Source organism: Methylotenera sp. N17 (assembly GCF_000799155.1).
Classification (GTDB): Bacteria; Pseudomonadota; Gammaproteobacteria; order Burkholderiales; family Methylophilaceae; genus Methylophilus.
Genome location: NZ_JUGE01000001.1, coordinates 1,378,213 through 1,396,201 on the forward strand (window position 1 = coordinate 1,378,213; position 17,989 = coordinate 1,396,201).

A 17,989-nucleotide genomic window follows, 5' to 3' on the forward strand; every position below is an offset into this window, starting at 1 on the left:
TCTGGAGGAAGTTCATATGTCATTAACAAAACGTGCAGTTGCAGAACTCATTGGTACATTTTGGCTAGTATTAGGAGGATGTGGTAGCGCAGTGCTAGCTGCAGGCATTCCTGAACTAGGGCTTGGTTATTTAGGCGTTTCTTTTGCATTTGGCTTAACCGTGGTGACTATGGCGTATGCTATCGGCCATATCTCTGGTTGCCACCTGAATCCTGCGGTTTCTATCGGTTTGGCTGCTGGTGGGCGCTTTAAAGCAGCGGAGCTTCCCCACTACATCATCGCACAAGTCATCGGCGCAATTTTGGCTGCACTGGTCATTCGTTGCATTGCCAGTGGTGCAGAAGGCTACGCTGGCGGCTTAGCGTCTAATGGCTTTGCCGAGCACTCTCCACATGGCTACAGCATGATGGCAGCACTAACAACAGAGATCGTCCTGACTGCTATGTTTTTGTTTATTATCATGGGTAGCACAGATAAACGTGCACCAGCAGGCTTAGCACCACTAGCAATTGGCTTTACACTCACATTGATTCACTTAATCAGCATCCCAGTCACCAACACTTCCGTTAACCCTGCGCGTAGTACAGGTCCAGCTTTGCTAGAAGGCGGCATCGCGCTTGACCAATTATGGTTATTTTGGCTGGCACCGATTGTAGGCGCAGTGATTGGTGCTTTGGTATACAACTTTATTCAAAAAGAGTAGTCATCATTAGTGAAATAAGTATTAATCAGTATTAAAAGCCCACGTCATGTGGGCTTTTTTTATGCACCCGTTATAATAGCCGTATGGCTAAAAAACTCGATTTAGAACGTATCCTCCATAAGCAAGGCTTTGGTTCCCGCAAACTCTGTCGCATCATGATTATCAACGAAGAGATTACCGTTAATGGTGTACTTTGTGATGACCCGGATATGGAGTTTTCATTAGAAAATTTAAGTTACACCATTAAAGGAGAGCCGTGGGAATACCACGAAAAATCGTATTTAATGATGCACAAGCCCGGCAACTATGAGTGCTCTCACAAAACACAGCATCACCCCACCATTTACAGCCTGTTACCTTTTCCGCTTGTAGAAAGAGGCGTCCAATGCATAGGCCGGTTAGATGAAGACACGACGGGCTTGATATTAATCTCAGATGACGGGCAATTCATTCATCGCATGAGCTCGCCTAAACACAAAGTGCCAAAAGTGTATGAAGTGACCTGTAAGCACCCAGTCAGCGATGCGCAAATTGCACATATCCTTAATGGCGTACAGCTGGTGGATGAAGATGCGCCGATTGCCGCACTTGCTTGTGATCGGATCTCAGAACATATCATTCATATGACCTTAGCAGAAGGCAAATACCATCAAGTCAAACGCATGGTTGCCGCTATCAGCAATCGCGTCGATGGCTTAAAGCGTATCCGAATTGGCCGCTTATCTCTGCCTGACGATTTAAAACTTGGCGAATGGCGCTGGTTAAGCGATGAAGATATCGCCAATTTAAGCGCCAGCTAGCGGTGGCAACCCACCGCTAGCTACTTATGCTAACCAAGCCACTATGCCAAGCCATTATGGTTGCGGATAAATAAACTTACCAAATACCGCATACACAGCCTGACTGTCTTGAATGATCTTTGTGATATTGTCAGCCTGTTGTTTGGATTCCACATTGCCAGACGCGTTCACAATCCCTTGCTCATCAATTTGAATATCTAATTGGCTTACATCGATTTGGTGCTGACTTAACGTAGCTTGAATGTTTTGTTTGAGTACACCCGCTGGCAAATATTGATATATCGGCTCATTCAGATTGGCAAATGCGCCACTTGTAGCTAACAAACCCAATGTAACAAACAGTGATTTTTGCATAAACATATTGTCTCCCTTCAATGTTGATTAACGACAAGTCCACTTTATGCGTAAACCAACGATTCAAATATCGGTAACACGCCTAAACTCTTGTAAGAATCCTCCTTCATTGAAACAAATCTTGCACATCTAGGCCGCAAATATAATGCTCGCTTTTCTACGTTAAGCTCGTATAATGCGCTCACCCAACACATTACCAATCAGTGTTGCGGTTCTTTGATACTTCAAGTCACGATGACTCTTTAATTCGTCTGCCTCGATTGGTGTTGCTTAAGCAACTGGCCGTCGCAGGAAAAAACATTACATGAATACCCCAAACACAACACTTAGCCAAGTTAATGGCCAAGACACACCTTTACAATTTGATCAACTAGGATTGGCAGCGCCTATCTTGCGTGCGATTCAAGAAGCGGGCTACACCACACCAACGCCGATTCAAGCCAAAGCTATTCCACAAGTACTCAACGGTGGCGATTTATTGGCTGGCGCACAAACCGGCACCGGCAAAACCGCAGGATTTACGCTACCCATCTTACATATACTGAGCCAGACACCGGCAAGCAATCCAGCCAAAAGCAAACCACGTTGCTTGATGCTGACACCTACACGTGAGTTGGCCGCACAAATTGAGGAATCCGTTCAAACCTACGGTAAATATCTACACTTAAAATCCATGGTGGTATTTGGTGGCGTGAGCATCAACCCACAGATTAATCGCTTAAGCCGTGGCATTGATATTTTAGTAGCCACGCCAGGCCGCTTATTAGATTTGGCCAATCAAAAAGCTGTGGATTTATCCGGCGTAGAAATTTTGGTATTGGATGAAGCAGACCGCATGCTGGACATGGGCTTTATTCATGACATTAAAAAAATCTTAGCCATGCTACCCAAAAAACGCCAGAACCTATTGTTCTCTGCAACGTTCTCTGATGAGATTAAGCGCTTGGCAGACAATCTACTGAACAGCCCAGCGTTTGTGGAAGTTGCCCGCCGCAACACAGCCTCTGAGATGGTCACGCAAACCGTGCACTTGGTAAAACAAGCGCACAAAAGTGCGTTGGTGAGCTATTTAATCAAGCAAAACAATTGGGAACAAGTACTGATTTTTACACGTACCAAACATGGCGCAAATCGCTTGGCAGAAAAGCTGGTGAAAGATGGGATTCCTGCTGCAGCCATTCACGGCAACAAGAGCCAAGGCGCACGCACCAAAGCACTGGCTGATTTCAAAAACGGAAACATTCCTGCGTTGGTCGCTACTGATATCGCTGCGCGTGGCTTAGATATTGACCAGCTACCGCAAGTCGTCAACTTTGAATTACCCAACGTGCCGGAAGACTATGTGCATCGCATTGGCCGTACAGGGCGTGCCGGTAGCACGGGTGCAGCTATTTCTTTGGTCGATTTTGAAGAGTCTAAATACCTCAAAGACATTGAAAAGCTGATTAAACGTGAGATTCCTAAAGTCACGGTAGAAGGCTTTGAACCACCCGCCAAATTGGAACCTGAAGCACCTAGACCGCCAAGACCAGCGCAAGGCCGTCGTCCGCAAAGCAATGGTCAAAAGCCTGCGAATGCGCGCAATGCCGGACAAGGTCAACAGAAAAATACCAACCAATCACATAAGCAAGGACAGGCTAAGCCAAAATCACAGAATCAGCCACAAGGGCAAGCAATGCCACATGGTCGATTAATCTCTGAAGCAGCCAAACATCAAGCCATGCCACAAACCCCTTTGTTTGCGCCAAAACCGGTGCACCGTGGTGGTAACCGCGGGCGATAATCAGACACTCTCCTACTTATTGATACATCCGGTGTATGCGTTAGAATAGCTTTAACTTAAGCATAGCTTTAACTTAGCACCGGATGCAGCCCATGAACACCATACACCTCAGCATTGTGCCCATCTATGCATCTCTGCTCGCTTTGCTGTTTATTTATTTGAGTGTCTTGGTAGTCAAACAACGCAGGCTACATCGCGTAGCCATTGGCGATGGCCATAAACCTTCTCTCAAACGTGCGATTGCTGTACAAAATAACTTCGCACAATATGTTCCTTTCAGTTTGCTATTGTTAAGCTTGATGGAAATCAATCATGCACCAGCTTACTTGGTGCATACGCTATGTGCGTTACTGCTGTTTGCGCGCTGCCTGCATGCCTATGGTGTGAGTCAAGAGCCAGAGCCTTTCCGTTATCGAAAAATCGGCATACTCACCACCTTTGGTGTCTTAGCGACTGCTGCGTTATGTTTACTCTATTCGGCCTGGTTTGCATGAATATTTGGGTAGATGCAGATGCTTGCCCGGTGGTGATTAAAGAGATTCTGTACCGGGCTGCCAATCGCACTAAAATCATGACTACGCTGGTAGCGAACAAATCTTTGCGCGTGCCAGTCTCACCTTATATCAAATCACTGGAAGTCCCCAAAGGCTTTGATGTGGCTGATAATCGTATCGTGCAGGAACTCGTTGCGGGCGATTTGGTGATTACTGCAGATATCCCATTGGCGGCGCAAGTGATTGCAAAACAAGCGCATGCACTTAATCCGCGTGGTGAGTTCTACAGCACCGCCAATATTGCTGAGCGCTTAGCCATGCGCAACTTTATGGAGGAGCTGCGTGCCAGTGGTGTGGAAACTTCGGGCCCGGCTGTATTTAATCACAGTGACCGACAACAATTTGCGGCTGAATTAGATCGCTTTTTAGCACAGGTTCGGCCAAACAAGCACACATAACCGAGAATACTGATGAACAAAATACTGAGTTGCTTATTACTGTGTATACCCATGGCGTGTATGGGCGTACCAGACAACGTAAAAGTAGTAGATAACGTAGATGCCAGCCAGTATTTAGGCACTTGGTATGAAATAGCGCGTTTAGATCACTCTTTTGAGCGTGGACTTGAGCAAGTCACTGCCAATTACAGCAAGAATGAAGATGGCAGCATCAAAGTAATTAACCGCGGCTATAACCCCATTAAAAATGAATGGGAAGAGGCAGAAGGCAAAGCCTATTTTACAGAAGCGCCGAATAAAGATGGTAGCTACAAAGGCAAACTCAAAGTTTCATTTTTTGGTCCGTTTTATGGCGCTTATAACATCATGGAACTCGACAAACCCTATTACAACTACGTCATGGTATGCGGCCCAGACAAATCTTATTTGTGGATACTCTCACGCACGCCACAGCTCACCTATCCCATCAAGCAAGAGCTCATGTCCAAAGCCAAAGCACTGGGGTTTGAAACGGACAATCTCATCCATGTAAACCAAGTGCCGGACACCCGCGTATTTAAAGCAGGGCCGCATGTTAACTAATTAACAGAGCGGCGCCTATCCTTTGCGCGCTTCTACCTCTGTAATCACCTGACAAGCTAAAGTGCTCAAATACGGGAGCGATTGCAAGGTCAGCATCAGCACCCATAACTGGGCATCCAGATTATGGAACCCTCTGGTAGCCAGCATGGCCATACTTGCAAAAATCAATGCCAACAATAATGCCAACTCTTCGTAGATGGGTTTAAAAATATCCCATTTGGTGCCCGTAACTTTTCCTTTTGCTGTCACTTTAAATACACCATGTTTCTGAATCAGCCCCATCATCACACCACGGGCAATTGCATGTGACAAGCCTAAGCTGGCCAATGATGCTCCCCAAATATCCAACCAGCCACAACGCATGGTCTTGCGATAGAGAATTGGCCCTAATGCAGCTTTAATCACCAAGAAGCATAAAATCGGCGTAATCATAATTGCCACCGGCAAACTGAAAGCATTAGGGAAAGCCAGCATAGCCACCGTCCAACCGATGGAGCCCAACGTAAAAAACAACTGCAGTGCATCCCCCAGCCAGCCAAACCAGCCGGTTAAAAAGTGATAACGCTGTCCAAAGCTTAGTGTAGAACTCCCTACTAATTTAGGAATATGGTGTTTAAGAATCTGCATGGCACCAAATGCCCAGCGGAAGCGCTGCGATTTGAGCGCACTGAAGTTTGCCGGCGTAAGCCCGCGCCCAAACACATCATCCACATAGCGTAGCTCGTAACCACTCTCTAGCAAGCGCAGGCCAAGCTCAGTATCTTCACAGATGCACCACTCAGACCAACGCCCATTGTCTACAAGCGCTTGATAACGTACCAGCGTCATAGTGCCGTGCTGAATCAAGGCGTTACGTTCGTGGCGATGATGCATGCCGATTTTAAAGAAGCCTTCAAACTCCCAATTGCACATCCTTCTGAAAAAGTTATGCTCCCAATCACGGTGCGCTTGAGGCGCCTGTACCACAGCCACTTTTTCATCTCCAAAGTGCGGGACTAAATCTGACAACCAATCCGCCGTAACCACGTAATCGGCATCCACCACACCCACCACTTTGGCCTGTGGATTTGTCTGTTGCAAGGCAAAGTTAAGTGCGCCCGCTTTAAAGCCAGGCCAACTTGGCAAGTGGAAGAACTTAAAGTGTTCTGGCAAAGTGGCCATATAAGCCTCAATCGGCTTCCATTTGGCTTCATCTTTGGTGTTATTGTCCACCACGATCACCTCAAAATGGGTGTAGTGAAGTTTGGCTAAGCTATCAATCGTCGCAATCACCATTTCTGGCGGCTCGTTGTAGCAGGCTAAATGGATAGACACAAACAGCTCTTGCTCAGCAGGGACTGGTGTTGCACGCTTAAATGCCCTGACCCATAAGCCTTTGAACATCACCTCACTAAACTCGACAGCGTAAATCATCAATACGGCAGAGGTCAGCATCATGCCGATAATCAAGCCCACCAGCACAATAAAGTCTCGCAAAGTATAGTAGTAATCGCCTGGCAGATTCCAAGCCACAACCAAGGTGGTGATGCAGGCTTGCAGTAATATGGCCATTGAAATCTTGCCGCCTAAGCGCCAGTGTCTAAAACGCCAAGCGATGAACATGATGGGGAAAAACGCAATGACGGTCGCCCACTTGGCCTTAATTACCCAACGGCTGTCTTTTGGCACAGCGCCTTGTAACGAGTATTTAGGATGCCGATGCGCATCAAACATCCCCCAATAGGCGCCAGCCCAGCCCTCGATTTGTTGTTTCCATGGCTGATCAAATGCTTCCATCAAATAATAGTCGTAGTTTTCATAGGCAGTCTTTGCTAAAAACTCACGCACAAAGCGCGCCTGATTGACTTCTGAGGCTTGCGCACCGCCGATGTCGGGACCTCCACTGGGCCAACCAATCTCGGTAATGACAATTTTTTTGCGTGGATACGCGTTCATTAACTCGTTATAGCGTTGGATCGCATAGCTGACTGCATTTTCTACTGGTACGCCTTCATGGTAGGGCAATAGATGTACCGCAATAAAATCCACATGCTTAACCAGCTCCGGATTTTTCAGCCAGATATGCCAAGGCTCTGCCGTGGAAATCGGCACTTCGGTCGCATTTCTGACTTTATCTAAATACGGAATCAGCTGCTGTAAAGTCAGGTCTTTTCTTAATAGCACCTCGTTACCCACAATGGCGCGTTCGATATTGGGATAGAACTTTAACTTCTCTTCTAACGCGTCTATTTCACGTTGATTCATGTCATGGTCTGCGTTAACCCAAGCGCCTGCGATGACTTTAAAACCAAGCTTAGAGGCCAGCGCAGTAATCTCAGAATTATCTAGCGACCCGTATAAGCGAATATGGTTGGTCAACGGATTCATCAGCTTTAAATCCTTGGCTAATTCTGCCGTACTAGGAAACTGACGATCTAACGGGCTTTGGTCTTCTTGGTAACCACTGTAGGCAAACCCGCGCACAAGCGGCGGTGCTTCCAATAAATTGCTTGCGCTGTTGGTCAGTGCCCATATACCAAAATGGGCAGCAGCTACCGACAATGCAAACAGCAGCGGAATAAAGAGACGTTTCACAAAATTCAACATAGATAAGACCGTAAGCAATTCTTTGGATGGTTATTGTTTTTTAAATAACAGGGGAACAGTAAATAGCACGAGTACGCCCAGCCAGTAGGCGGCATTGTAGTTAAGTGGCTCAATTAAATAGCTAACCAGAGCTGTTGTCAGCGCACCCACACCCAACACCAATGAGACTGGATTAGTAAACCTTAACGGCGTTTTTGCCAACCACAAGCCGAGCGAAAATTGCAATACAGGCAATGCGTAAATCATCACAGGAAAATCGCGATAACGTCCATCCACCGTGAGTAAAAGACCTATCGCTAGCGCACCTACCAACAGCAATACCACCATTAGCTTAACAAAACGTACCGCTTGCGCTGACTGCTGATAAATGAGTACAGGTAAGCTCAATAGCATCAGCCATGCTGCTAATACGGCACCGCCCATCGATAACCATTGCAAACCCATGATAACGCTGGCGAGTGGACGCCCTGCTGTGGGCACACAACTTAGTGCGCCGAATATTGATCCATCACCGCATAGCGCACCCAAGTACTCCAGCTGCAATAAGCTGGTCACGCCAGCCAATGCGCCAAGTATTGCCATGCCTATATACGACGGCACATGCTTTTGCCCCACCACGAACGTGACTGCACATAATATAAAAGCGCCAATCGCTGCAAAAAGCGCTGGCATAATGCCGTCATGTCGATCAAATACTGGACCAGTCAAATTAAACTTGGGGCTTAGCTCGGTATCGTATATGCCCCAAAAGCCACCAACCGCGCCCTCCAACCCACGCTTCCACGGTTGATCGAACGCTTCGATCAAGTTGTATTGCCAATGCTTTTGCTCAGCCTCGCGCAAAAAGGTTCTGATATAACGCGCTTGGTTAAGCGCACTTGGAATCGAAGTGCCGCGTTGACGCCCAGTGGAAGGCCAACCCGTTTCACCAATCAAAATAGGCTTACTGAATGCCGTATCTAATTTGTTCATTACGATATTGGCATGTTGAATCGATTGCTCTACCGATTGCGGATTGTTCTCCCAATACGGCAGTAAATGAATCGTCACAAAATCGACTGATTGCTCTAGATTACGATGGTTGAGCCAAAATTCCCAGACATCGGCATACGTCACGGGTACTTTGGTCAATTGCTTTGCGCGCGCGATATACGCTTGCATCGCTTCTTCTGTTTGCTCGCCACGTAGCAACACTTCATTACCAACAATAACTGCTTTCACGGTATTGGGATATTGATTGGCCAATGCAGTCGCAAGATTAATTTCTTTATTGTTATCAGCGGCAGTCCAGCCTATCCATGCGCCTACCAGTACCTTCAGCCCTAACTTTTGTGCAGCTGCTGGTACATAATCCAAGCCTTGGCCTACTGAGTAGATTCGCACGCAATTGGATACTTTGGCTATACGTTCAAGATCTGCATCAATTTGAGACTGTGTGATGTGAGTGCCAATTTTAAATGGCGTTTGATCTTTGCCGTAATATGGCGCATAAGAAACGCACTGTACTTTAGCCGCAGCATCCACAGGCAATATGGCGTCTGGCACAATTACTGGCTGATTTTTCTGCCAAAGCCACGCACCTAAAAGCACCAGCAAAATGAGATTGAACAGGGTAAATTGCCACAAAACAGGTGGCTTATGGTTATACATAGGTTGAAAATTCCATTAGATAGACGTGATTGATAACTTATCGTGTCTAAGAATCCAGTATGATAAAGCAGCGCTAGAATAAAAACAAAAAACGATGTAAAAAAACGTAGGTTCCTTACGTCATATTCTTGTGGCAAGTTACAATAGCAATTACAGGGGCAATTCTAATTTAGGTAAACGTAATTTATGGTAAAAGTTCTAATCACAGCATGTTTGTTTGGCTTCATAGGCATTGCACAAGCCAAACCAACATTTACTGGTGTTAATTTTAGCGGGACATACGAGTGTAAAGGCAACAACGAGCAAGTGGGAGATTATCAAGTCACCGCTATTTTTAAACTCAACCGCATTAGCAGCCATGACAAGATTGGTGCTTATGATTTTAGTACCGACTCAGAAAACGCAGTAATTTATCGCGGACAAGCCATTGCAAATGGCACCAAGCTAGCACTTTCTTATAAGTACAAAGAAGGTAAATATATTGAATACAGTACCGGCATTGCCGAAATGAAGAAACTTGGCCGCAATCGCTGGAGCTTCCGTAATATCTATTATGAGCCAGATGACAACGGCGGCAACTATGGGTACGAAGACTGCGTGATGCAGACACCAGTTGCGGCCAAACCTCTGGCCAAGCCATTAAAAAAACGATAATCACTCATCTAAAGCGGCACTACTACCACGGGATAGCGAGACATTATGGCGCGCTATCAACGTTGCAAATTGTGGGCTAGACAGTGCCGCATACTCATGTAATCTTGCTGTGAGAATAGGGTCTGTTGCATCTTTGAATGACGTACCCTCTGCAGGATGACACATCACAGCCACTGGCTTGCGTATTGCGTTAGCTGCCTGTATCCAGCCAGCCAACTTACTCTGGTAGGCTAAAGCATCCACATTAAAACCGTACACACCCAGCAAAGTATTCGTGTATCGAACCCCATTCAAAGAAGCTAACTCTTGGAGTGTTGAAGCCCCCAACCACCGAATAATCATGCCCTTCACGCCATCTGCCAGCGGCGGTACCGCAATACGTAACCACGGTAAACGGGTAGGATAACGCGCCATCAATTCTTGAATGAGTACTTTTCTAATTTGTGGCAATTGATGCACATGCTGATGCCCATCAATATAATCCGGTGCCATGCCTAATGCCTGCTCAAATGCATCCAGCTGCGCTTTAATCGCATGCCGGATAGCAGACTCATCCAGCAGTCTAAACTTGGTTTTCAGTATCAAAGCCGCCAAACCATGCTTGAGCGGTTGCGTATACTGGGTGAAATCCAAATGCAGGCCAATATCCGCTGATTGTTTTATCTGCTGCGTGATACGTGTTGCGGCTTCTGGCCAACGCGGACTGAGTGTCAGGCAAGAGAATGCAGTCACCCTACCCATACCCACCAGATTTAGAATGCCGGTATCAATCGCAGCGCTTTGTGCGTAATCATCTGCTGTGATAATAAGGGTAGTCATGTGTGTGAAAAAGCCCAGTAACGGCTTAATAAATAAGTACTAATCGCCACTACCACCATCACGATGGCCAGAACCAGCCAGAACGGCAGTGTCGTATAGCGCAGGCTAAGCAATACTAATGTCTGGTTTGCTAAAAACCCAAATACGGCAACACTTAAAAACTTAGGCAACGTATGCTGATGCGCTTGATTCAAGCCTGGAAAAGACAACGTACGGTGCCCAATATAGCTGACCGGGAACGCGCAAACAAACCCAACGATATTGGCCCAAGCAGGCTGGATGTTTAGATAACGTTCTAATCCCACTGCGACGACATAATGCACCAAGGCCGCTAAAGCCCCGACACAGGCAAACCAAGAGACTGAGCGTCTTAACTTATCTAAATCGGCATGCATGCGTTTAGCGCAAGCCCTCTGGCCTGCTTACTTCTGCAACAATGTAAGGTGGTCGCCCTTTGACTTCATCATAAATTCTCGCGAGGTATTCACCCAAGATGCCAATAAACAGAAGCTGGACACCAGACAAAAACATCATGCTGGCCACCACCGTTGGCCAACCTGGTACCGATTCATGGAAGAACAGCTTATCCACCACCACCACTATCCCATAGGCGAATGAAAGCAATGCCAAAATAACGCCTACCGCACTTGCCAATCGTAATGGCAATGAAGAAAAACTGGTAATGCCTGTCCACGCCAGACTCATCAGCCTGAGCCTAGAGAATGCGCTTTCACCATGGGCTCTGGGCAAGGGTGTAAATGGAATACCGATTGACCGGTAACCGACCCAGGCATAAATGCCTTTCATAAAACGATTGCGCTCTGGCAGCGCGCATAAAGCGTTTACAACGGCACGATCCATCAAACGGAAATCACCGGCATCTTTGGGAATATTAATCTGTCCGCTTGCGCTCATCATGCCGTAAAACAGTTTTGAACCCCATTTTTTAAATCTAGACTCGACTTCGCGGTCTTGTCGCACCGCGTACACCATATCGTAGCCCTCTCGCCATTTGCTCAACATCTCACTCAGTAGCGATGCCGAATGCTGCCCATCCGCATCCATGCAAATCACGATATCGCCCAGCGCATAGCTTAGGCCAGCAGTAATGGCATACTCTTTACCAAAATTGCGCGAAAAGCGCACCAAGGTAGTGTGAAGCTTAGCAGACAGTGCTTTCACAATATCCGCGGTTTCATCTCGGCTGCCATCATCCACCACCACAATATCCCACTTTGTACTCAACGCAGTTAAGGTATTGGCAATATTTTGTATAGTGCTGGTAATTGCCAGCGCTTCATTATAGGCAGGTACAATCACCGTCAGGTGCGGCTCCACTTGAAGCCTGCTATTAGATGCTTGTATGAGCGATGTATTCTGCATGTTCATCTCAATTGGGTGCTGGCCTTGCATAACGCGCCTCTCCTTCCAACTGTCTCCTATCTTTTACTACTGCCAATAGTGTACCAAGCCGCTTTACTTCTGCAATCACTTTACCTTGTAATACTTGATCGCAGTTCATATTGGTCGATGACATATAAAAATCTGCGGCATCCCAGTTTTTGGTCACCTCAAAGCGCTGATCTAAATAAGCGCTGCCTTGAAACGACTCTGCACATACCGCCACCAAATAAGGCGCTGTTCTAGCAGGTATCGGTGTGCTCATGAGCGCCTTGGATGCTTCACGTAAACTACTAGACCAGTAATCGCTCTCCCATTGCTTTTCGGCAATGGCAGGGTTGCCGGCTAAATGGTTATAAAAAATATATTCGTATGGATGCAGGTGAATCAGCACACTCAATGTCACCACAGATAAAGCCGCTACTACCGTGGCATATGCCAAGCTTACACGCTTAGACCATTGCAACGCATTCAATGCTTGATCAATCCCCAACGCTGCTAATACTGCCAGTGGCGGCAACACAAAGGTAAAGTGTCTCACGCCATTATACAAAGCTGGCTTAGTGATCAGTACAAATGCCAGCGGAAAAGCCACGGCAATCACCACAGGGCTTAACAGCAGCGCATGTTGAGAGCTTAAATAGCTACCTGCTTTTTTATAATTGGCCATCGCCACTAGGCACAAGCTTAACAAGCCTAATAAAAATACTTCAGGCAACCTGACCATTAAATAATTAAGCAAATAGGTTCTTGGCACTTCTCCTATACTGGTGACCGTACCGTCATCGATGGTCAACATATTAAATGAAAAGTTTGAGAAAGCTTTGATCGCCTCGGCCGGATGATCCGGTGACATCACTCCCCATGGCCAAAAAACGGCCATGATAGCAAAAGCAACCAAGCCAGCCGGTAACAAATACCATGCACTGACTGATAAGCATTGCACTCTAGCCGACCAGTTTTTCTTTACAATTAAACTGGCAACCAACAATGCTAAGATTAAATACACGACCGCAAAACCACCGCCAATACGCATGCCTAAGGCGCACCCTACCGCCACACCCAACTTCAAACTTATATTGAGTGGGATTTTAGGCAAGTGCCGGGACAACTGCACGGTGTAATACAGCGCCCAAGTCATGCAAGTGGCAAATGGAATATCTTTGGTATGCGTAAACATGGCGCCGCTCCACGCTGCCGTCAGTGCCAATAGCAATAAAGCTAAAAAGCCAGTACGCGTAGAACCAAGCGTAACAGCAATTTTATACACGGCTAAAAATCCCAATAGCCCGAAAGCTGCGGAAAGTAAGTGCCGCATATCCCACAGCCACATGGTGGTCAGTTTTTCAAGAATCGCGGCAATGACATCAAAGAACCCTCCATATAAATAAAGATTTTTATAATGAAAGGCAGATTGGTTACTAAAGCCGGATTGGTAAAACTCTAATAAAAGACGCCCATACACATGCTGCACCTCCTCATCGTTACTGATACCGTAATGACGAAACGTCAGCAAAGTAAACAATACTAAGATAACGAAAATGCCATAACTAGCGATGCGATATTGATTGGAATGCATGGGTAATGTGATCAATTAATTTTTATAAAAAGTGCGTGATTATCAACCAAATTTACCAGCAACGGAAGGGAACCAGCATGTGTGATGCAATTATTGTGCAATGAATGCTAATCTATAGCCAAAAGTAGATTGACTTAACGGAGAGAGACATGACCAAAGCTTGGTATTCGCATCTTGCAAGAGCCATTGCGCACTTCAGTGGAAAGCCCATCACATTTGCTATTGCTGCTGGGGTTATTCTTGTATGGATCATTTCAGGGCCGCTTTTTAACTTTAGCGACACCTGGCAGCTAGTGATTAACACTGGTACAACGATTGTGACCTTTTTGATGGTGTTTTTAATTCAGAACACGCAGAACCGAGATACTGAAGCTATTCAAGTCAAACTAGATGAATTGATTCGTGTTACCAAGGGTGCTCACAATGCACTGTTGGATCTAGAGGAAATTGAAGAGGAAGAATTGGATGCTTTTCGCACCAAATACCAAGCCCTTGCAAAATCAGCCAGAGAAGAGTTATTGCAAGGCCTAATAGATACTGACATTCCGGAGGCTTAAACATATTACGTTTCATACCGGGTATGCTGTGACCACGTACAACACTAAATCACAGCTACAACTCTATCCATTGTAGCTATGAATGAAAGCATAAAAAAACCACACCAAATGGTGTGGTTTTTTGAGCGAGCAATGCTTAATTTAATTCAAATGGATTAGCCTTTGACCACTAAACCATTTTTAACAGACTTAACGCCTTCAATCGAGGCCACTACTTCTTCAGCTTTTGCTTTAGTAGCTTCATTATTCACAAAGCCGCTTAGAATGACTTCACCTTTGTAGGTTTCTACACTAATTTTCAGTGACTTGAGTGACTCTTCGGCCAATAACTTCGCTTTAGCTTTAGTAGTAATCACACTATCACTCACGACTTGTGAGACTTTCTTTTGACCAAGTTCGGTTTTAATTTCGGCATATTCATCTTTATCCAGTGAGCCGTCATGGTCTTTATCTGCTTTGGCAAATTGCTTACTGTTCAGCGATTTGTCTTTAGCAGCCTCTGGCCAGGTCAGTAAGCCATTACCGCTTACATCTAACTGGTTAAACTGTTCTGCGTACGAGGTTTGACTATCTTGCACTTGGTCAGTATCAAATGCACTGGCGTGAAATGAAAAACCAGCTGCCCCCATGGCTAATATAAGTGTTGTTCTCTTAATGTTGGCATAATTCATGTTGTATCTCCTCTATGGTTTGCATACACAAAACTGACTGTGTTTTGTTGATGCCATAGTAGAGAGTCCAAACGCCTACGTCAGTCGAACATTCTCTGATTCTGCTGTCAGAGGAAGACTACAACGTGGTGAATGTAGGTTCGGATAATTTCACATCCAAAGGCAGGATAGCGCGCGTAAACAGCCCCTTGCCTATCCCACTGGACACTTCAAAGTGTCCGCCAATGGCTAAAACACGATGACGCATTCCACTCAAACCGTGTGTAGTTGCTTCGAGTTTATCTAAATCAATGCCTACGCCATTGTCTTGAATTTCGATTTTCAAGTGCTTGTCGTCACTGATCATATGAATAGACAGTGTGGTTGCTTTGGCATACTTATTACAATTATTGAGTGTCTCTTGCACAATGCGGTACGCCACCAAACTAATGGTTTCATGTATCACTGTGCCTTCGTCTGGTAATGTTATCGTGAGCTCCCATTGGTTGCGTTCAACCGCATCGTCAATCAATGCACGCAATGCAGGCCAAAAGCCAAAAGTTGAAATCATAGCAGGATGTAACTCTTGCACTACTTGTCGCTTAAAGTTAATGCCTTGATCCAAATAGGTATTGGTTTTTTTGAGTTTGTCCGCAATTTCCGGATGGGATTTCGCCAGAGATTTAATCACCCAGGCGATATCCATTTTAGAAGCGGTAAGAATAGAGCCCAACTCATCGTGCAACTCTCTGGCCAGCTTGTGTCGCTCCCGTTCTACATCGGCCTGATAGTCTAAGGCTAGGCTACGCAACAGCTTGCTTTGCTCTATCGCATGTTTCTCATGTTGTAGATTCTCATCGGATAACTGTTGCTGTAGTAAGGCCTTATCTGCCAACTCTTTTAATAGCTGCTTAATCACCAGCACCACTAAAAAAATCAGCACAATCGGCCCAGCAATAACAGAAGTGCGAATGACCATACGCGTTAAATTACGTGCCTCATATACCACTTGCAAACGCTGTTTCAACGCGTTTTGCAATAACTCAATGTTGTGGTTAATGGTGTGCATCTGCATCAAACCACTGTCTAGCTTCACAATTTTCTTGGCATCCACCATTTTGCCATCGGTCGCAAATTCCAGCGTCACATTCATTTCGGAGATTTTGGCGCCCACATCGGCAGATAGCTTGCTTAAAATCGTCTGCTCTTTTTTATAGGCTTCAGCGGGGGTTAATGCAAGCAAGGCGGTATTGATAGATTGCAGGCCTTTTTTGGCGTCATCCACACCTATATCATAAGGTAGCAAATACTCTTTAGCGTTGGTCAGTAAGTAGCCCCGTTGCGAACTTTCAGCTTTATAGACACTGCTCTGCAACTGTTGCACCTCTTGCATCAGGCGATTCAACTGTGCGATCTCTGCTGATTTTTCCGTAGCCGTATGCAGCCAATTCTCATTAAAGAATAAGCTAAAGATGGTAACAATGAGAGAAACACCTAATAACGTAATATTGCGGCCGCCAAAGATATTGAACAGTTGGTCTAGCTTGGCAAACATTAAATTAACGAGTTTTTGCATTGCGTTACATTCTTTGAAACAGGACCGTCAGCATAACATGCTTCACCTGTTTTACCTTTTTGTTCATGGCACTTCTTATCTCCACATACTTGATCCCCACATACGTGGGTGGCCTACGTGTAGGCGCTTTCCTACGCTGAATTCAGACGTTCCCCACTCACTTTTGCCAGCCAATCTTCTTAATATGGCAACACGTTGTAGGCAATCACTCAAGCCCTACGTTTTTAGGAGAACACCATGCTTCATTACACCGTAGTATTTTTTGTCATTGCGCTTATTGCCGCAGTACTGGGCTTTGGTGGCATTGCAGCCGGTGCTGCCAGTATCGCCAAAATACTCTTTTTTGTATTTTTGATATTGACCATTATTTCATTTTTAAAATCCAGAGGCTAATCACTCATTATTAGTGAGCACCTTTTAGTAAATGATTCATTTTTTAGGAGTCCATCATGTTTAATTTAGGTAAAGAACCCGTCACAACAAAAGCTGATCAATTGGCGCAGGAAAGTAACAAAGTTGTGGAAAAAGTAAGCGACAAAATTAAAGCGTCTACCACTAACCTGTCCGACAAAGTCGTCGATAAGACTGAAGAGGCGAAAGATCAGGCGCAATCACTCATCCATAGCTTAAAGTCCCTTATTAATGAGCACACACAAGCCTCTAAAATAAATAGTCTAAAAGATCAAGTGACAGACAAAGCCGCCGAACTGAAAGCAGTAGTCACCGATGAAGTGGTGAATGCTTATGCCACGACTAAAGAACGTGCTGCTGAAACTGTGCGCGAAAACCCAGTAGGTACACTCGTACTGGTTGCGGGGGTAGGCTTGCTATTGGGTTATGTGTTAGGCTCAAAGCAATCTTCAAAATAAAGAAAGCCCAGACCATGCTTGCATCTATCGTTAAATTTGTTGCGTTCTATCTTATTGGCAACCGTATTTCCGAAGCGAAACAAGACTTACGTGACGTAAAGGAAAATGCGGCAGATTATGCCGAGAGCCGAGTCAAATACATTAAGCAGAATGTAACGCGCGATGTGCAACGCATGGTGAACAGCTTTATTGGGTTTTTAGTGATGTTTTCCGCGATTATTTTTAGTGGATTGCTGGGCTTAATGTGGCTGTTTGCCACGGCCTGGCAAAGCCCGGATCGCAATCTAATTTTAGGAGTCGCTATGTTAGTGCCGTTGTGCATCAGTGCACTTATTTTTGGTGTAATTAAAACCTCTTGGAAGGAAAAGCCACTCTTAGAAGAAACCAGCGAACTCATCGCAAAAGATTGGCAATCGTTTAGACTAGGATTAGACGGCACAGCCGACACCTCAGATGAAGCAAACCGCTAGTCCA

General features: G+C 45.6%; 20 protein-coding genes. 11 read left to right on the forward strand and 9 right to left on the reverse strand.

Annotation, left to right across the window (positions count from 1 at the left end; translation table 11 throughout):
• Positions 1–16 precede the first annotated feature (16 nt).
• Positions 17–703 carry an aquaporin Z gene (gene aqpZ / locus FG11_RS06610; protein ID WP_020182283.1) on the forward strand — a complete coding sequence of 229 codons (687 nt, stop codon included), beginning with the start codon at positions 17–19 and terminating at the stop codon, positions 701–703.
• Positions 704–786: 83 nt separating this feature from the next.
• Positions 787–1,503, forward strand: coding sequence for a pseudouridine synthase (locus tag FG11_RS06615; RefSeq protein WP_047533913.1), 717 nt, complete (start codon positions 787–789; stop codon positions 1,501–1,503).
• Positions 1,504–1,557: 54 nt separating this feature from the next.
• Here FG11_RS06615 and FG11_RS06620 read toward each other — a convergent pair whose 3' ends face one another.
• Positions 1,558–1,857, reverse strand: a complete 300-nt coding sequence (locus FG11_RS06620; protein WP_157355041.1) for a hypothetical protein — start codon at positions 1,855–1,857, stop codon at positions 1,558–1,560.
• Between the two features lie 304 nt (positions 1,858–2,161).
• Between FG11_RS06620 and FG11_RS06625 the strand changes: the two genes are divergently transcribed.
• The 4 genes from FG11_RS06625 (at position 2,162) to FG11_RS06640 (ending at position 5,174) form a co-directional block, all read left to right on the forward strand.
• Complete coding sequence (locus tag FG11_RS06625; RefSeq protein ID WP_025224500.1) at positions 2,162–3,640, forward strand: DEAD/DEAH box helicase; 1,479 nt, start codon at positions 2,162–2,164, stop codon at positions 3,638–3,640.
• A gap of 92 nt (positions 3,641–3,732) precedes the next feature.
• Complete coding sequence (locus FG11_RS06630) at positions 3,733–4,134, forward strand: MAPEG family protein (protein WP_152604052.1); 402 nt, start codon at positions 3,733–3,735, stop codon at positions 4,132–4,134.
• Entirely contained in the window at positions 4,131–4,592 is a 462-nt protein-coding gene (locus FG11_RS06635; protein WP_047533915.1) for a YaiI/YqxD family protein, read from the forward strand. The genes FG11_RS06630 and FG11_RS06635 overlap by 4 nt, the downstream gene beginning before the upstream one ends.
• 12 nt (positions 4,593–4,604) lie before the next feature.
• Entirely contained in the window at positions 4,605–5,174 is a 570-nt protein-coding gene (locus FG11_RS06640; RefSeq protein WP_047533917.1) for a lipocalin family protein, read from the forward strand.
• Positions 5,175–5,189: 15 nt separating this feature from the next.
• Here FG11_RS06640 and FG11_RS06645 read toward each other — a convergent pair whose 3' ends face one another.
• Both FG11_RS06645 and FG11_RS06650 read right to left on the reverse strand, forming a co-directional pair.
• Positions 5,190–7,760: a glycosyltransferase gene (locus FG11_RS06645; RefSeq protein ID WP_047533919.1), complete on the reverse strand. Its 2,571-nt coding sequence runs from the start codon at positions 7,758–7,760 to the stop codon at positions 5,190–5,192.
• 30 nt (positions 7,761–7,790) lie between these two features.
• On the reverse strand, positions 7,791–9,410 hold the full coding sequence (locus FG11_RS06650; RefSeq protein WP_047533921.1) for a glycoside hydrolase family 17 protein: 1,620 nt from the start codon (positions 9,408–9,410) through the stop codon (positions 7,791–7,793).
• A 186-nt stretch (positions 9,411–9,596) separates the two neighbouring features.
• On the opposite strand from FG11_RS06650, the gene FG11_RS06655 reads away from it, so the two are divergent.
• A complete protein-coding gene (locus FG11_RS06655; protein ID WP_020182292.1) occupies positions 9,597–10,064 on the forward strand; it encodes a hypothetical protein in 468 nt (155 codons plus the stop codon).
• Here FG11_RS06655 and FG11_RS06660 read toward each other — a convergent pair whose 3' ends face one another.
• Genes FG11_RS06660 through FG11_RS06675 form a run of 4 tightly spaced genes read right to left on the reverse strand, consistent with a single transcriptional unit; the run spans position 10,065 to position 13,863 of the window.
• The gene (locus FG11_RS06660; protein ID WP_047533923.1) at positions 10,065–10,883 is read right to left on the reverse strand and encodes a ChbG/HpnK family deacetylase; all 819 of its coding nucleotides are present in this window, start codon (positions 10,881–10,883) and stop codon (positions 10,065–10,067) included. It lies immediately after the preceding gene.
• Positions 10,880–11,278 carry a GtrA family protein gene (locus tag FG11_RS06665; protein WP_047533924.1) on the reverse strand — a complete coding sequence of 133 codons (399 nt, stop codon included), beginning with the start codon at positions 11,276–11,278 and terminating at the stop codon, positions 10,880–10,882. Before FG11_RS06665 ends, FG11_RS06660 begins: the two co-directional genes overlap by 4 nt.
• Before the next feature lie 4 nt (positions 11,279–11,282).
• Positions 11,283–12,266, reverse strand: coding sequence for a glycosyltransferase family 2 protein (locus FG11_RS06670; protein WP_052185081.1), 984 nt, complete (start codon positions 12,264–12,266; stop codon positions 11,283–11,285).
• Positions 12,267–12,273: 7 nt separating this feature from the next.
• On the reverse strand, positions 12,274–13,863 hold the full coding sequence (locus FG11_RS06675) for a glycosyltransferase family 39 protein (protein WP_047533926.1): 1,590 nt from the start codon (positions 13,861–13,863) through the stop codon (positions 12,274–12,276).
• A 149-nt stretch (positions 13,864–14,012) separates the two neighbouring features.
• On the opposite strand from FG11_RS06675, the gene FG11_RS06680 reads away from it, so the two are divergent.
• On the forward strand, positions 14,013–14,420 hold the full coding sequence (locus FG11_RS06680; RefSeq protein WP_020182297.1) for a low affinity iron permease family protein: 408 nt from the start codon (positions 14,013–14,015) through the stop codon (positions 14,418–14,420).
• A 155-nt stretch (positions 14,421–14,575) separates the two neighbouring features.
• Here the strand turns inward: FG11_RS06680 and FG11_RS06685 are convergent, their stop codons facing one another.
• Together FG11_RS06685 and FG11_RS06690 are read right to left on the reverse strand one after the other, a co-directional pair.
• Positions 14,576–15,091 carry a BON domain-containing protein gene (locus FG11_RS06685; RefSeq protein ID WP_020182298.1) on the reverse strand — a complete coding sequence of 172 codons (516 nt, stop codon included), beginning with the start codon at positions 15,089–15,091 and terminating at the stop codon, positions 14,576–14,578.
• A 118-nt stretch (positions 15,092–15,209) separates the two neighbouring features.
• Complete coding sequence (locus tag FG11_RS06690) at positions 15,210–16,646, reverse strand: sensor histidine kinase (protein ID WP_047533928.1); 1,437 nt, start codon at positions 16,644–16,646, stop codon at positions 15,210–15,212.
• A gap of 237 nt (positions 16,647–16,883) precedes the next feature.
• On the opposite strand from FG11_RS06690, the gene FG11_RS13455 reads away from it, so the two are divergent.
• From FG11_RS13455 to FG11_RS06705, 3 genes are read left to right on the forward strand one after another with little or no spacing between them, the layout of a single operon-like run.
• Positions 16,884–17,039, forward strand: coding sequence for a DUF1328 domain-containing protein (locus FG11_RS13455; RefSeq protein ID WP_020182300.1), 156 nt, complete (start codon positions 16,884–16,886; stop codon positions 17,037–17,039).
• A gap of 56 nt (positions 17,040–17,095) precedes the next feature.
• A complete protein-coding gene (locus FG11_RS06700) occupies positions 17,096–17,515 on the forward strand; it encodes a DUF883 family protein (protein WP_020182301.1) in 420 nt (139 codons plus the stop codon).
• Between the two features lie 14 nt (positions 17,516–17,529).
• Complete coding sequence (locus tag FG11_RS06705) at positions 17,530–17,985, forward strand: hypothetical protein (protein WP_047533931.1); 456 nt, start codon at positions 17,530–17,532, stop codon at positions 17,983–17,985.
• The last annotated feature ends 4 nt before the right edge of the window (positions 17,986–17,989 follow it).